The 13,985-nt window shown below is 71.2% G+C and carries 13 protein-coding genes; 11 read left to right on the top strand and 2 right to left on the bottom strand.

Annotated elements, in window-relative coordinates; translation table 11 throughout:
* Positions 1-90 precede the first annotated feature (90 nt).
* The 11 genes from ACQP2X_RS39400 (at position 91) to ACQP2X_RS39450 (ending at position 11,768) form a co-directional block, all read left to right on the top strand.
* Positions 91-714: a GNAT family N-acetyltransferase gene (locus tag ACQP2X_RS39400; RefSeq protein WP_498690657.1), complete on the top strand. Its 624-nt coding sequence runs from the start codon at positions 91-93 to the stop codon at positions 712-714.
* Positions 711-1,547 (top strand): hypothetical protein, encoded by an 837-nt coding sequence (locus tag ACQP2X_RS39405; protein WP_498690658.1) that lies wholly within the window; start codon positions 711-713, stop codon positions 1,545-1,547. The genes ACQP2X_RS39400 and ACQP2X_RS39405 overlap by 4 nt, the downstream gene beginning before the upstream one ends.
* Positions 1,548-1,640: 93 nt before the next feature.
* Positions 1,641-2,387, top strand: coding sequence for a GNAT family N-acetyltransferase (locus ACQP2X_RS39410; RefSeq protein ID WP_498690660.1), 747 nt, complete (start codon positions 1,641-1,643; stop codon positions 2,385-2,387).
* Positions 2,384-3,187 carry an SAM-dependent methyltransferase gene (locus tag ACQP2X_RS39415; protein WP_498690661.1) on the top strand — a complete coding sequence of 268 codons (804 nt, stop codon included), beginning with the start codon at positions 2,384-2,386 and terminating at the stop codon, positions 3,185-3,187. Before ACQP2X_RS39410 ends, ACQP2X_RS39415 begins: the two co-directional genes overlap by 4 nt.
* 380 nt (positions 3,188-3,567) lie before the next feature.
* Positions 3,568-4,368, top strand: coding sequence for a hypothetical protein (locus ACQP2X_RS39420; protein ID WP_498690663.1), 801 nt, complete (start codon positions 3,568-3,570; stop codon positions 4,366-4,368).
* On the top strand, positions 4,355-5,485 hold the full coding sequence (locus ACQP2X_RS39425) for a hypothetical protein (RefSeq protein WP_498690665.1): 1,131 nt from the start codon (positions 4,355-4,357) through the stop codon (positions 5,483-5,485). The genes ACQP2X_RS39420 and ACQP2X_RS39425 overlap by 14 nt, the downstream gene beginning before the upstream one ends.
* Positions 5,486-6,403: 918 nt before the next feature.
* Positions 6,404-6,835 (top strand): hypothetical protein, encoded by a 432-nt coding sequence (locus tag ACQP2X_RS39430; RefSeq protein WP_498690667.1) that lies wholly within the window; start codon positions 6,404-6,406, stop codon positions 6,833-6,835.
* 441 nt (positions 6,836-7,276) lie between these two features.
* Entirely contained in the window at positions 7,277-7,630 is a 354-nt protein-coding gene (locus ACQP2X_RS39435) for a helix-turn-helix domain-containing protein (RefSeq protein WP_498690668.1), read from the top strand.
* Positions 7,627-8,943: an MFS transporter gene (locus ACQP2X_RS39440; RefSeq protein ID WP_498690670.1), complete on the top strand. Its 1,317-nt coding sequence runs from the start codon at positions 7,627-7,629 to the stop codon at positions 8,941-8,943. The genes ACQP2X_RS39435 and ACQP2X_RS39440 overlap by 4 nt, the downstream gene beginning before the upstream one ends.
* Before the next feature lie 157 nt (positions 8,944-9,100).
* On the top strand, positions 9,101-9,559 hold the full coding sequence (locus tag ACQP2X_RS39445; protein ID WP_498690671.1) for a hypothetical protein: 459 nt from the start codon (positions 9,101-9,103) through the stop codon (positions 9,557-9,559).
* A 586-nt stretch (positions 9,560-10,145) separates the two neighbouring features.
* A complete protein-coding gene (locus tag ACQP2X_RS39450) occupies positions 10,146-11,768 on the top strand; it encodes a hypothetical protein (RefSeq protein WP_498690673.1) in 1,623 nt (540 codons plus the stop codon).
* Here ACQP2X_RS39450 and ACQP2X_RS39455 read toward each other — a convergent pair.
* Positions 11,691-12,827, bottom strand: a complete 1,137-nt coding sequence (locus ACQP2X_RS39455) for a hypothetical protein (protein WP_498690675.1) — start codon at positions 12,825-12,827, stop codon at positions 11,691-11,693. The genes ACQP2X_RS39450 and ACQP2X_RS39455 overlap by 78 nt on opposite strands.
* Before the next feature lie 723 nt (positions 12,828-13,550).
* The gene (locus ACQP2X_RS39460) at positions 13,551-13,952 is read right to left on the bottom strand and encodes a hypothetical protein (RefSeq protein ID WP_498690676.1); all 402 of its coding nucleotides are present in this window, start codon (positions 13,950-13,952) and stop codon (positions 13,551-13,553) included.
* Between the last annotated feature and the right edge of the window lie 33 nt (positions 13,953-13,985).

A 13,985-nucleotide genomic window follows, 5' to 3' on the forward strand; every position in this document is an offset into this window, starting at 1 on the left:
CCCACCAGCCCGCACGCCGAGCTGCCCGCCCGGCCCGCACCGGAGCCGTCTGTTCGCTCGCTGGGCAGGCGCTGACCGCCAGGAGCAATCATGACCGCCAGCACCGGCACGCGGGAGCTGCCGGCGATCCGGCACGCCACCGGCCGTGACCTCGACACGCTGATCCACCTGCTGGTGACCGTGTACGCCGGCAGCGGCCACGGCCGGCACCTGATCGCCGACATCCACACCCGCAGGCTCGTGCTGCGCCGCTACCTGCGAATCATCGCCGCGCACGCGATCACCCACGCCACCGTCGACATCAACGACGACGGCCAAGCCGCGGCAATCTGGTACCGGATCAACGGGACAGACAGCATCCGTATCCCCGGCTATCCGGCCCGGCTGGCCGAAGCCACCGGCACCTACCTTCCCCGGTTCGCCGAGTACGACCGGGTCCGCGCCCAGCACCAGCCAATCGACCCACCCCACTACCACCTCGCCTGGCTCGCCGTCGCACCCGACACCCGCCGGCACGGGCTCGCCACGCAGCTGCTCGAGTACCGGCACCGCCAGCTCGACATCCACGGCACCCCCGCCTACACCGAGGCCACCACCCCCGGCGCCGCCCAGCTGCTGGCCCGGCACGGCTACCACCCCCGGCCGCCCTACCCGCCCGGACGCGGCGCTCCCCTGCTGTATCCGATGTGGCGCCCACCGAGGACTCAGCCATGAACGCGCGCCACGGCCGGCACCCGGTCGACGCGCGCCGCACCCTGCGGCCGGGCCGGCGCCACACGGCGGCATCCCCAGCACCGCCTCCCGCCGTCATCAGGCAGGACAGGCAGGCGACGAGGCTCGGGCACAGCGAACAGCTGCTGGCCGGCGCAGACCCGGCCAGCCTGCCGACCCATCCGGGACTGGTCAGGGCCGCGCTCGGGCACTGTGACCGGCTCACCGATCCCGCCCAGCGCCTGGCGTGGGCTGAATACGCCTACAGGGCCGCTTCCGCGATATGGCCGGCCGACACCGGGCTCACTTTGCAGACGATGCTGCTCTACGCGCAAACCCTGTCCCAGAACGGCCGCCCGGCCGACGCCTGCCTGCTGCACTGGGACCGACTGAACATCCTCGACGAGCTTCAAGACCTGCACGAGTTGACCAGCGGCTGGAGGCATCTCGCCCGCACGCTGCACACGGTCGGCTACTGCGAGCAGGCCACCACCGCGATCGAGCACAGCCTGACCTGCTGGACCAACGGCTTCGGCCCGCCCGGCGAAGGCCACCGCGTTCTGGCCGACTACGTGGTCATCCTGGCCGGCTGCGGCCGGCCCGGCGACGCCGTCCACCTGATCGCCGCCCACCCCGACCTCGCGCCCGGGCCCGACAAGAGGGAGGTGGTGGCGCGGCGCATCGCCGGCAAAGCGTGCGTGCATCCGCCGATCTGCCGCCGGCATCCGACCGGACGAGCGCCCGTCACGGATCATGCCGCGCTGGTCGGCGCATGGCAGCGCCTGCTGCGCTACCCGCCAGCAGCGCTGCTGGCCCTGCACCGGCGCCCGCCGTAACACCCCGTGACCCTTTAGCGCTCTGTCGTGCCCGCTCATCTGCCGCTGCGCGGGTTGCCCTGACACCCTCTCTCACCGAAAGATTCGACGCTGATGCCCGCCGACCTGCACCTGCAGTTGCGCACCGCCGGCAGCTGGGACATCCCTGCCGTCACCGCCCTGCTGACGACCGGACTCGAACCCGCCCGCAGCACGGTCCCCCGGCAGACACCAGCGGACCGCCTGGCCCCGAGGCTGCAGGCTTTGCTGCAGACGGCGATCGCAGCCGGCAGCATCCTCGTGGCCGAACAGGACGGGCGCACCGTCGGAGCCCTCCTCTGGACCACCTGCGGCGCCGGCACCCCCGGACCCGGCCCCCACCCGGTGCTGCTGGAGCGACCTGGCGACGCCCGCCACCACCGCGTCCTGGACCAGCAGCTCACCGAGCACCATCCGATCGCCCCGCACCAACACCTGCTCGCCGTCGCCGTGCACACCCGGCGCCGGCGTCACGGCATCGCGTCCGGCCTGTTCACCGACTGGCACCGCCAGGCCGACGATGTTGTGCTGCCGTCATTCCTGTACGCCCCTGCAGCGTTGACAGATACGGCCGGCCGGCACGGCTACCAGCCGCTCGGCGGCCCCATCTCCGTGCGGCTAACCGCGGCCACACTGCACCCGATGTGGCGCCCCGTGCACCAAGCGGCGCCCACCGAACCGGACGCCACGCAACCGTGGGCGTGGCCCGAACTCGCCCACAGCACCCTGCACCACCCCGCCACCCCGACCGACGGCATTGCCCGCAACAACGCACAGCGGGTCGACGGCAACGGCGTCGCACTTGCGGCGGTGCCGGCATGAATCCCCAGCCCGGCGAGACCCCGGCGACCGTCACCGTGCCGCACTCGGCGCGGATCTACGACTACTGGCTCGGCGGCAAAGACAACTTCGCCGTCGACCGGGCCGTCGGCGACGCCATGATCACAGCCATCCCCGGTATGCGGTACATGGCCGGCGAGAACCGCCGGTTCGTCCACCGAGCCACCCAGGTCCTGGTCGAAGAGCAGGGCATCCGGCAGTTCTTGGACATCGGCACCGGCATCCCGACCCGGCCGAACCTGCACGAGGTCGCCCAGCGCATCGCCCCCGACAGCCGGGTCGTCTACGTCGACAACGACCCGATCGTGCTGGCCCACGCCCGCGCGCTCATGGTGGGCACGCCCGAGGGCCGCTGCGAGTACATGGCCGCCGACCTGCGCGATCCGCGCTTGATCCTCAACGACCCCGGCCTGCGCGAAACCCTGGATTTGAGCCGGCCGGTCGGGTTGAGCCTGGTCGCGGTACTGATGCTGATCGCCGACACCGACGACCCGTGGGCGGCTGTCGGCCAGTTGCGTGACGCGCTGCCCTCGGGGAGCTGCCTGGCCATCACCCACCCGACCGCCGACTTCGCTCCCGGCGAAGTACAGCAGGCCGTGGCCGCCGCGACCGGCGCCGGGATGACCCTGGTCGCCCGCACCGAACAGCAGGTCCGCGCCTTCTTCGGCAACTGGGAACTGCTCGATCCGGGGCTGGTTCCCGTGTCGGCGTGGCGGCCCGACGAGCCGGTAGACGATCCGAAGGCCGCCTACTACTGGGCCGGGGTGGCGAGGAAACCATGACCCACCACCGACTCGTCCAGCCCCTGAAATACGCCGCCCGCGGCCCGGACCAGCCCGGATCACCCTCGCCGGCCATCGCTGTGCACTGCGGCGATCGATGCGGCAGCCTGCCACCGCCCGGAACCCCGCCGAACGGGGCAGGCCTCGTGTTGCCCCGTGCCATCTCAGCCGCAGCTGCCATAACCACCTTCCCCGGTCTTTCCGGCGAGACGGCCCGGCTGCGCCCGTCAGCACCAACCGGGCCGGCCGAAACGACCGCTACGCGCCTGCCAGCGATTCCTGCACCGGTATCCGGCCGGTCGCGCCTGGTGCCGCCGATGTCTAGGGCCTCGCAAACCATGACCGGCCACCAGCCGGCTACCGATCGGAGGCCCCCGCCGATGAGCTTCACCGAAGACGCGCCCGACAGGCAGACCGACAAGGTGCGGGCGTGGTTGGACCGGCTGATGTTCCGGCCGGCCCAGCCCGGGCCGGAGCCAGAATTGGCGCCGCCGGTGGGCGGGCTGGACCCCATCAGCACCCAGGCAGATCCCGACATCATCGCCACCGCGATCGCCTACGCCAGGCGTAGTGACGCCGACCCCGAGCTTCGCCTGCTGTGGGCCCGCTACGCCCACAGCGCCTCCGACCGTCTGTGGGGCGGGACCAGCCGCACGGCGCTTGCCGCGTCTCGGCTGTATCAGCAGGTCCTGACCGAGCAGGACCTCACCGTCGACGCCGTGCACGTCGCCCGGCGCCGACTCGCCGCGCACACCTACGACCCGGACAGCCTCCTGCACCAAGGTTCCTACGCTCTCGCGCTGCACGACGACGGGCAATGCGACGAGGCGCAAGAACAGATCACCGCCGCGCTGGACCACTGGTCGAGGCGCCCCCACGACTGCCAAGATCCGGGCAGCCTACTGCTCAGCGGCGCTACCATCCACGCCGGATGTGGCCGGCTGACCGAGGCGGTCACCCTGCTGGCACAGGAGCGCGTGCAGCTGGCCGTCCTCACCGAACACACCCGGGCGGCGGCCGGCCGTCTGCTCTCCCGCGCCGCGGCGAATCACCACCCGCGCTGTGCCAGCCGTACAGCCACGCGCGGCGCACCGAGCTTTGAAGCGCTCAGCCCTGGCTTCTGGCTGGCCGTCCTGCAACCCCTACCCCCTGCCAGCAGGCCCGACGATGCCCGGCAGTAACCACTCCGGCCTGCATCAGCAGGTCGCCCGGATGGCTTTGGCCGCCGCCATCGCCCGCCGATACACGGCCGATCACCGGTCGCTGTCCCAGATCGCCGCCGAAACCCACAGCAGCCACCGGGCCGTCCGTGATCTGCTCGCCGTCACCGGCACCCCACTGCGCGGCAGCCGCAGTATGGACAGCGGCCAGCGCCGGCAGGCAGCGATCCGGACCCACCTGCGCATCGGCTACCTCCAATCGACCGCAAACGCCTGCGCCGACGGCGGAGACCTCACGGCGCCGGCCGTGATGGCCGCACTGCGCGCTGCCGGGCACGCCGTCATCTCCCTGCCCGACCCGCACAGCAACATCCACAGCCCGACGGCCGGACTCGCCGAGCACCGCATCACCGCGCTGATCTATGAACTGCGCAACCCCAACCCCCACAGCTCCGACACACCGATGCCTGGGCTCGACCGCGCGGGCCGCTCCGGGTGGCTGCGCACGGCCATCCGCCAGCAGCTGCCCACCCTGATCTGGGACCTCGACAGCCAACTCCCGCCAAACCTTTCCCTCGACCAGCCGGCCCACGTCAAGATCGCCGCCACCACCGCCCAAACCGGCCGGCTGTGGCTGCCGTACCCGGCCGCCGACCGGCTCCTCGACGACGCCGACCCGCACAAACTCATCGCCCACCCGCGCCGGCGCGTGCTGGCTACCGATCCGGCACCGGCCGGCGGCCGGCCGGCCCAGGCCGTGACCCCCACCCGCGCCTACCGCGACAGCCTCGCCGTCCGGCTGGACCCGCCGGACGGTCACGACCGGCTCGGCCACCACACCGGCCAGCTCATCCACGCCGTCACCGCCGGCTGCCTGCCCCTGGTTTCTGCCGACCTGCCCGACGCGGCCGAACTTGTCCCCGCCGCCCTGCACCTGCACAACGACAGCGGCCTGGCCACCACCGTCGACATGATCACCGCGATCGCCGGCACCGAGCATCACCGCCACCTGCTCACCGCCTGCCTACTGAACCTGCACCGCTACCGGCTCGCCGACCACGTCCCCCGCCTGCTCGACGCCCTGCAAACGCTCACCACCGCTGCCACTGTCCGCCCACACGCACTGGGGACGCCATGACCGGCTATCCACCGCACTACCCGCCCGAGGGTGACGGCTCCGGGCGCCGCAGACCGCGACCGGCAGGACACGCGGGCGCCCAGCCCGGCCCGGCCGGGTCCCGCTCACCCGCCGAAGCTGGCCCGTCCGCTTCGACCGGCTCAGCATCGGTCAGATCCGGCCGCGACGCGCGTACCCATCAGCGAACGGTCGCCCTGCCCCGCAACCGCGCCGGCCAGCCGACGGTGTTCCCGCGCCCGGACCAACCTGGCCCCACCAATCAGACGCCGCTGGTATCGGTGTTCCGGCAACACCGGCGCGGCTCGGTGGAGAAGTACATCCTGGCCGCAGCAAGCCCGGTGGCCGGCGCGCTCACCGCGACGGCGCTCACCGGCACCGGGCCGATCGACTACCGGCTGTTGCGGCTGGTGGCCCCGGTCGCCGGCGTCGGCGCCCTACTGGCCGTCACCTGCCTGTTCGTGCTCTACCTCGCCGGCAGCCGAGTCGCCGCCGTGACCATCACCGAGCACGGCATCGGCTACGGCCCGGCCGGCCCTTCCGTCGCCTGGGCGCAGATCGCCGGTGTCGCGGTCAGATGGCGGTGGCTCGGCCAGCAGGTCGTCGCCGTCAAATACAACGGCCGGCCGATCCCCCTGCCCGCGCCCCGCGGCTCGGCCTGGCTGCCCGATCCGGTGTTCCGCCGCGAGGTCGCCGCCCTGCGCCGCCACGTCCCTGACAGCGGAATACGGTCTCGGTTCCGGTACCGGCGGCTGCTGGTGACCGCCGGGGTGCTGCTGGTTACGGCCGTCACCGGCGTGCGGGTGGCCGATCGGGGGGGTGACCTGGCCGTGGACACCGACCGCACCGCGGGTCAGCGCGGCATGCCCAGCGCTGGACGCCGCCGGCCTCGACCAGATCTGGCCACCCGACGCACGCAGAGTGGACCGCGACGAACGTGCCCGGCTCGACGTCGGCGACTACTCCTACTGCGGCTGGGTCCGCCGGCCCGAAACAGCCCGCGACAGCGCATACCTGCGCCTGTCGGTGTCCCTCAAACGGCATACCGGCTTCACCCTGGCCAGCCCGATCGCCATGGCCGCCAGCAGCTTGCGAACCGAACGCCGCGTCGCCTCCGGCCCCGAACCGATGCCGGTACCCGGACTCGGCGATGAGGTGTTCCTGCTCGACGACACCGACCGGGTGTATCTGGTCGCGCGCCGCGCCAACGTAACGCTCACCATCGACATCAACCTCGACCCGCAACGCCCCGGCGGCCACGCTGACAGCCACGCCGAGGCCGTACGAGCGGCCCGCAGTCTCAGCGCGGCGATCCTGTCCGGCATCACCGTCGGCCAGACGAGAACACAGTGAACGGGCCCAGCACACCACCGGGCCGCCGTCAGCCGCCCAACCCGGTAGAGCCCACTTCCAACGCCTGCGGGTCGCGGCCCCTTGTGGGTGCTCTTCGACAAGCTCGAGTCTTCCCGTCTCTGCGGAGCCATCCGCCGATCTGGCAGCACGGGCTGCGTTTGACCATCACAGCGCCCTTCACCCACCCGGGCCGAGCAGACGGTCCGGACGCACGCCGCCGCTGTGCTCCCCGCGATCACCGTGCCCACCGTGACCAGCCGGTGAGCACCTCGACCCGCCGGCCTCACCCCACCCCCCACACTCGTTGAGGAGGTAGCTCGATTGCCCCGCTCCGTTGACCCGCCCAAGCCCGCTACCGGCCCACCCACGCCTACCGCAACGCGTCGCACCCGTGGGCCGCGACGCCCCAACACCCACATCGGCGATGACCAACGTGCCCGGATGAGTGCTGACGCGCGACGCCTCTACCAGGGCGGCGGCTCCATCCGTAGCATCGCCGCCCGGCTCGGCCGCTCCTACGGATTCACCCGCACCCTGCTCGTCAACGCGGGCGTCGCCCTGCGCCCGCCCGGCCACACGCCGCGACCAGCTGCCGAACCCGACAGCACCAGGCCGGCCGTCGGGACCAAGCCTCGACATGGCAATACACCGGCCGTGCCCGAGGTAGGCGGCACTGCACGTCAACTGCCAGCCCAGAGCCGCGCACAGCCCAGCCTTCCCGCTTCAAATCCGCAGGCGTCGCCCGCCGGGGCGGCCGAGACGGCCCACTCTGCCGTGCGCCGGAGAACGCCATGACCACCCTCGCCGGGCCCGGCGACGACCCGGGCCCGGCATCGGCCACGTCGCCCTCCGATCACACCCTGCTCGTGACAGCCGAGCCAGGTGTTCGGTGGCGCGCCTTCACCGGGCTGCTGGTCGCGATGGCGTGTGTCCTAACCGGACACCGAATGCTGCTGGTCGCCGTGCCCTGGCTGGTGCTGACCCGCACCGGCAGCCCCACCCAGACCGGATTGGTCACCGCCGCCCAGTCCGCCGCTTACCTGATCACCCTGATCCTGGCCGGGCCGCTGCTCGACCGCGCCGGCGCCCGCCGCACCATCACCGTCTGCGCCCTAACCTCCGCCACCGCCCTGCTGGCCCTGGCCGTGTTCCCGACGGCGCCGATCGGGGTCATCGCCGTGCTGGTCGCGGTCGTCGGTGCCGCCGACGGCCCCTCCACCGCGGCCAAAGCGATCTGCATCCCCGCGATCAGCCGCACCGCCCGCCAGCCTCTCGACCGGGTCATCGGTGTGACCGTGGCGGTCGAACGCGCCGCCACCACCGTCGGGCCCGCCCTCGCCGGGCTGCTGCTCACCACCCTCGGCGGGCCCCGCACCCTGTTCGCCGCGGCCCTGCTGTTCACCCTCGCCGCAGCGGCCGCCGCTCTGCTGCCCCGCCCCGGTCTCCGCGTGGCAGGTGGCGGCTACCTACGCGAGCTCGGCGACGGCGCCCGGCAGGTGCACGCCGATCACACCCTGCGAGCCCAAACCGTAATGTACCTTTTGACTAATTTCATCGACGAAGTTCTCCTGGTCAGCCTGCTGCCCGTCTGGGCCCGCGACCACGGCCACGGCGCCTCCGGGGCCGCCGCCGCCTTGAGCATCGCCGGGCTGACCGCGACCGTCACCGCACTGCTGGCCGCCGGCATCGTCTCCCGGCTACCGCGCCGCGCGACCTGCCTGGCCGCGCTGATCGTCGGCGGCGTCAGCCGCTTCGTCGTGCTCGCCAGCACCGCTGACCTGCCCAGCGTCCTGGTCGTCTTCGCCCTCGCCGGGGTAGGCAGTGGGCTAGGCAACCCGATCCTGCTCACCGTGCAATACGAGCGGACCCTCGACCAGCTGCGCGGCCGCACCCAAACCATGATCAACGCTGTGGGGCGGCTCGGCCTGCCCGCCGGCGGCCTCGCCGGCGCCGCTCTGCTTACCGCCGGCCTGCCCGCCGCACTGTGGATCTGCGCCGCCGCCTACCTCGCCGCCCTGCTGCACTCCGACCGGGGCAGCACCTGGCAGCCACCCCCGGTAGGCCACGATGGCCAGGCACCCACCACCGCAACCCCGGGCGGGCTGTGATGACCGCCGCACGGCATCACGCCGTCTCCGGCGTGGGCGTCGCTGGTTCACGCACCCCGGCCGCCGGCCCGGCGAAATCCCGGGTGCCGGCCGGGACGCGGCGCCGGCCGTGGGTGGGCCAGCCCGGCACCGTAGCCAGCCGAGACGGTGCCCGCCGATGATGGGGAGTCTGCGCTGGCGTACTGCCTGCTGCGCCGCTCTGGCCATGCTGCTCGCCGTTGGTGAGACGGCCGCCGCGGGGTGGGCCGTCACGGCCGTCGTCGGTGTGAAGGCCCACCAACTCACCGGCTCCTGCCCGGCGGCGTATTTCGTGCTGGCGGCCTCGGGCATGGCCGGCGCCGTCGTCGCCGCCGTCGCGTCGGCCGCGCTCATCCGCCTGAGCGCCGGCCGCCCGGCCCGATGGCTGGCCCGCGCCGGAACGTCCATCGCGTTGCTACGGCTGATCACCGCCGTCACGGCCGGTGTGCTGATCCAAAGCACCGCCACCGGCACGAATCCGGGACCACTGCTGGGCATCGCGGTGGCCGATGCAGGGTTCGGGCTGGCCCTGGCCCGGTCGGTGACCAGCTGGCGCCATCGGCACACCGTGCAGCAGCTGCTGGCGGGCGGCCCGTGACCAGTCCTCGGCAGTGCCCCGATGCCTCGTGACGACCGGACAATGGCGGTCCCGCCGAGCCCGGCCAAGTCGGTTACGAAAACAACTGCCCCGCCTCGGATGGTCACGCGGCCACACGCGCCGAAGATTCTCGCCGGAAATCGCGGTGCGCAACAGCGCGAACGCGGCTATCTCCGACGCGGTCAGCACGAGCTGCGATACCCGGTGCTGCACGCCACTCAAGGCGTGCAGCCGCTCGGCCGCCCGACCCGATCGTGTCCGCGCGACGTCGCAGGTCCTGTCGAAGAGTTCCACTGCTCGCCGAGCTCCGCTACCGACGTCCTGGCGCAACACGGTGGTGATCGCCCGCCACTGCCCGTAGTCGTACTCGCTCGGCTCAGGCCGGGCCGGCTCGCTCGCCGCGGTCCGCGGGGCGGCCGCGGCGGCCCCCGCAGGGCGACGTCGGCCGGCTCGCGAACCGCGACCGTGGCGGGGGCCTTGGCCCGGCTCCCGATCACGGTAGGCGCGACAGTGCCAGAGTCGCCGCACCCCGGATCCATCAGTCGATGGATTGCGGTCTGGCTGGGGTCCGGTCACGCTTCATCGGGTGGTCGAGACGAACAGGCAACCCAGCAAACTCGAGCAGCGTCTGATCGAGGCCGTCGTGCAGGGCGAGTTGCTCGACCTTGCAGAGGACGAGCATGTCGACGAGGCCGCTATGCGGTCCTGGGGCCCTGAGCGCACCGTCCGTGCCTGGGTGGTGCGCGACATCGTGCGTGGCCGGCTTGCCACCGAGCCAGATCCGCGCGGGCTGCGGCTGCGCGGTGCCCGGATCGCAGGACGTCTCGACTTGGAGAACATCGTCAGCGACCTCGCACTGACGCTGTCCGGATGCTTCCTGCCCGACGGGCTGATTCTGCGCGATGCCCGCCTATTCGTCGTAGCGTTGTCCGAATGCCGGATCGGACACCCGATCGGGTCGACGGACGCGCCGATTGACGGCATCCGGCTCACCGCCCGACTCATCGCGCTGGACGGATCGACGGTCACCGCCGACTCGCTGCACGCGGTTCAGTTGCTCGACGCCCACATCGGCCAACTGGTGTGCACTGGAGCCCAGCTGAGCAACCGCACCGGCCCCGCCCTGACTGCCGACCGCCTCCAGATCGACCAGGGCATGTACCTGCACGGCGGGTTCACCGCGGCCGGCTCCGGCGAGCTTGGCGCGGTCCGGCTAATCGGCGCTCACATCCGCGGCCGCCTGGACTGCACTGGAGCGAAGCTGAGTAATCCCACCGGCCCCGCCCTGACCGCTGACGATCTGCAGGTCGACCGGAGCGTGTTCTTGTGCGACGGGTTCACCGCCCACGGCACCGGAGAGTTTGGCACGATCCATCTGCCCGGCGCCCACATCGGCGGCCAGCTCAACTGCACCGGTGCGAAGCTGAGCAACCCCGCCGGCCCCGCCCTAGCCGCGAGCGGCCTGCAGGTCGGCCAAAACATGTTCCTGCGCGGCGGATTCACCGCCACCGGCACCGGCCACGCGGTGATCGACCTGGACGGCGCCCGCATCGGCGGGCACCTGACGTTGAAGACCAGGCATGTTACCCGCGCCAGCCGCGACAGCGGCCCTCTGGTTGCCCTGGACGGCATGACCTACCCGCAGCTACCTGATCCGGACTCGCTGCCGTACTGGCTGCGGCTGCTGCGCCAGCACACTCCCCGCTATGCCGCCCAGCCCTACCAGCAGCTAGCCGCCGTTCACCGCGCCGCCGGGCATGACCACGCCGTGCGCCGCATCCTCATGGCGCAACGTGACGACCAGATTCACCGCCGCGCCATCTCCGGTTGGGACCGCAACTGGGCCCAATTCACCGGCATCCTTCTCGGCTACGGCTATCAGCCCTGGCGCGCTCTGCTCGGCCTGCTGCTGGTCCTCGTTGTATCGATCGGCTGGACCTGGACCGCCGCCCAGCACCACGGCCTAGTTCACACCAGCCGCACCGCCACTCCCGGTGCAGCCTGCACCGCGACCGAGCTGATCGGCGTCGGCCTCGACCTGGGCACCCCGCTGCTCAAGACCGGCGCCCGCGACACCTGTGCCCCCACCGCCCGGCCAGCGGGACAAAGTCTCGCCATCGCCGGCTGGCCCCTACAGGTTCTGGCCTGGGCGTTCACCGCCCTCTTCATCGCCGGTTTTACCAGCGCCGTCCGCAAGACCGTCAGCTGATGGGGTCACCTGGCGGACCGAGGTCGGTACGGCGACACTCACTTTCCAAGTCCGAGTTTCCTCGCCGTAGTGGTTCCAGCGATAGAGCAGGGGCTGGTCATCGGCTGTGATGTCGTCGGGCGTCACCAGCATGACCGTGAGGTGGTCCGTTCTGGTGAGGCCGGGACACCAGCGCAAGGCCGCTGCTGTACATGGCCGGCAAAGCGGCGCATGGGAGAGGACCTCCCGTTCAAGGTTGACGATGCTGTAAGCCGCCCGAGGCAGCCTCAGGCCGCAACTTTGACAGCGCCAATCCACCTGACAGGCCAGCAACCGAGACGAATCGATGCGCCGCCACTCGGGTCCAGTAGTTCTGACTTGGGTGATCCACGGGATCGGCCGGCCGTCCGACCGCGGCCGTGGCAGCCCGGCGGGATTGGCGTACGCGCGCTCAGCCATCTCGACTTTCATGGATGTTGATGCCAAGGAAAGGTTAGGGGTCCTGCTCGACGCCGACCCGTTGATGGCTGCTGGAGTAACATGCGGCCCCACATAGGGACAGTAGTCGGGACCACACTCGCTCTCAGAGCCATGTCGGCGCTCGCGACGTCCGTAATCCCGGCGTGGTTCTGGGCGCGACTGACGGTCCCGGTCAGTCATGAGAAATGGTCCCACCAAGCTTTGGCCACTTCTTGTGTGCGCCCGTCCGGCACCCACCCGGTGGAGTGGGTCGGACCCCTCTGATTGACGCCACCTGGGTAGACGTGGCGGCAGGAATGCCGCCACTACAAGCGGTATCACCAGCGGCCAAAACAGGAACAAACCCATGAACGCGAACACGAAGCCGATCCCCAGGTCGGCCAGCGCCGCAACAATGCACACCGTTGAAGAAGACTGCCGGTTTTGCGTGGCAAAGGGCGGCGCCAGCAGGGCCACAGACCAGACACTGAAAATCAACGCTGGGATCGCTCCCCCGTTCGCGGCGGCAAATCCGACCATCCCGGCGCTCCAGGCGATGGCGAGGCCGAGCAACACCCATCGCCACACCACAACCCATGGAACTTGAACACGTTCAACCACGTGACGACCATATGCGCATGACCGCCGACCTGTCACGGCCGCGCCGCTGAGGTCACAAGCCAGCGGACACGCTACTGCAACGTTGGAGCTCGGAGTGCTCCTATCGTAATCCGCAACGGACGCCTGAAGCATTTCTGTAAGTCAATCGCCCGACCGGCACCCGCGGGCCCCGTCGACGATGGCTCTGCGGTTCAGATACATGTTGAACCCAGGCATGTTCGCCAGTTTGGGCCCCCACCTCGATCGGATGGATTCGATGTTCATCAGTTTCGGCCCCACCCGGGTCGGTGGAAGCATCGGCGGGTCTGGACGGGGCCCGCTGATGCCGCTGATCTCTCCTACTCGGTGGTACGCCGCTACGTCGGCCGTGAACAGCAGGGACGCGGCGGTCGAGAGGCGACGATGCGCCACCCCGCCGCGCGCAGTTCGCCCCAGACTCGTCCTGTCGGGTGTAGGTGCCCGCGCCTCGGCGAAGGTGACTGGCACCGTCTGCGACCTCACCCGCCCTGCCCGCCGCCGGCTACGGCGGGCAGGGCGGGGCGAGCCGGGCGAGGGCTTCGTCGTGGAACGCCTGGTTGATATCGATCCCGGCGGAGCGGCGGCCGGGTTACACCATCGCGTGCCCGGTGGTCGCCGCCCCGGAGAACGAGTCCAGGACGAGCCCACCCGGCGGGCAAGCGGCGCGAATGCCACCCGCCCCGGCCCTCCGACGATTTACTTGACCTACAGTCGGCCGACCGGCTCACGGCCACCGGGCGAGTGCGCGTGCCGCGGGCCGCCGGTGAATGGGTCCCCGAGGTCCAGCCTAGTTCCCGCCTGGGTGAGGACTCGACGGAGCTGGTCGAACACGGCGATCAGCTGGTCGACATAGATTTGAACGTCGCTTTCCAGCCCGTACTGCGAGTCCACCCACACCGCCGGCCACTGCCGGCACGTCGCGCCGGAGGACCGCTCGCTGGGGCGATGTTCGTGGTCGCAGTCGGATCGGCCGCCTTCCCATCGGCCGGTGCCGTAGTCGCGCAGCTCCCAGAACGGCGGCGAGGTCGCCACGCAGTCGATGCTCCTGTCGGGCATGTCCTGGAGCACCTGGCGGGCGTCGCCGAGATACAGCTCGACCGGCCCCATCGCGCGGCATCAGCACTGATCCGGCCGGTTACC

The sequence above is a fragment of the Actinoplanes sp. CA-131856 genome (assembly GCF_050956135.1).
Lineage (GTDB): Bacteria > Actinomycetota > Actinomycetes > Mycobacteriales > Micromonosporaceae > Actinoplanes.

What these genes read in the sequence shown, in the direction of transcription:
- ACQP2X_RS39400 (WP_498690657.1), top strand. Translation starts at nt 91, where the DNA reads ATGACCGCCAGCACCGGCACGCGGGAGCTGCCGGCGATCCGGCACGCC.
- ACQP2X_RS39405 (WP_498690658.1), top strand. Translation starts at nt 711, where the DNA reads ATGAACGCGCGCCACGGCCGGCACCCGGTCGACGCGCGCCGCACCCTG.
- ACQP2X_RS39410 (WP_498690660.1), top strand. Translation starts at nt 1,641, where the DNA reads ATGCCCGCCGACCTGCACCTGCAGTTGCGCACCGCCGGCAGCTGGGAC.
- ACQP2X_RS39415 (WP_498690661.1), top strand. Translation starts at nt 2,384, where the DNA reads ATGAATCCCCAGCCCGGCGAGACCCCGGCGACCGTCACCGTGCCGCAC.
- ACQP2X_RS39420 (WP_498690663.1), top strand. Translation starts at nt 3,568, where the DNA reads ATGAGCTTCACCGAAGACGCGCCCGACAGGCAGACCGACAAGGTGCGG.
- ACQP2X_RS39425 (WP_498690665.1), top strand. Translation starts at nt 4,355, where the DNA reads ATGCCCGGCAGTAACCACTCCGGCCTGCATCAGCAGGTCGCCCGGATG.
- ACQP2X_RS39435 (WP_498690668.1), top strand. Translation starts at nt 7,277, where the DNA reads ATGAGTGCTGACGCGCGACGCCTCTACCAGGGCGGCGGCTCCATCCGT.
- ACQP2X_RS39440 (WP_498690670.1), top strand. Translation starts at nt 7,627, where the DNA reads ATGACCACCCTCGCCGGGCCCGGCGACGACCCGGGCCCGGCATCGGCC.
- ACQP2X_RS39445 (WP_498690671.1), top strand. Translation starts at nt 9,101, where the DNA reads ATGATGGGGAGTCTGCGCTGGCGTACTGCCTGCTGCGCCGCTCTGGCC.
- ACQP2X_RS39460 (WP_498690676.1), bottom strand. Translation starts at nt 13,952, where the DNA reads ATGGGGCCGGTCGAGCTGTATCTCGGCGACGCCCGCCAGGTGCTCCAG.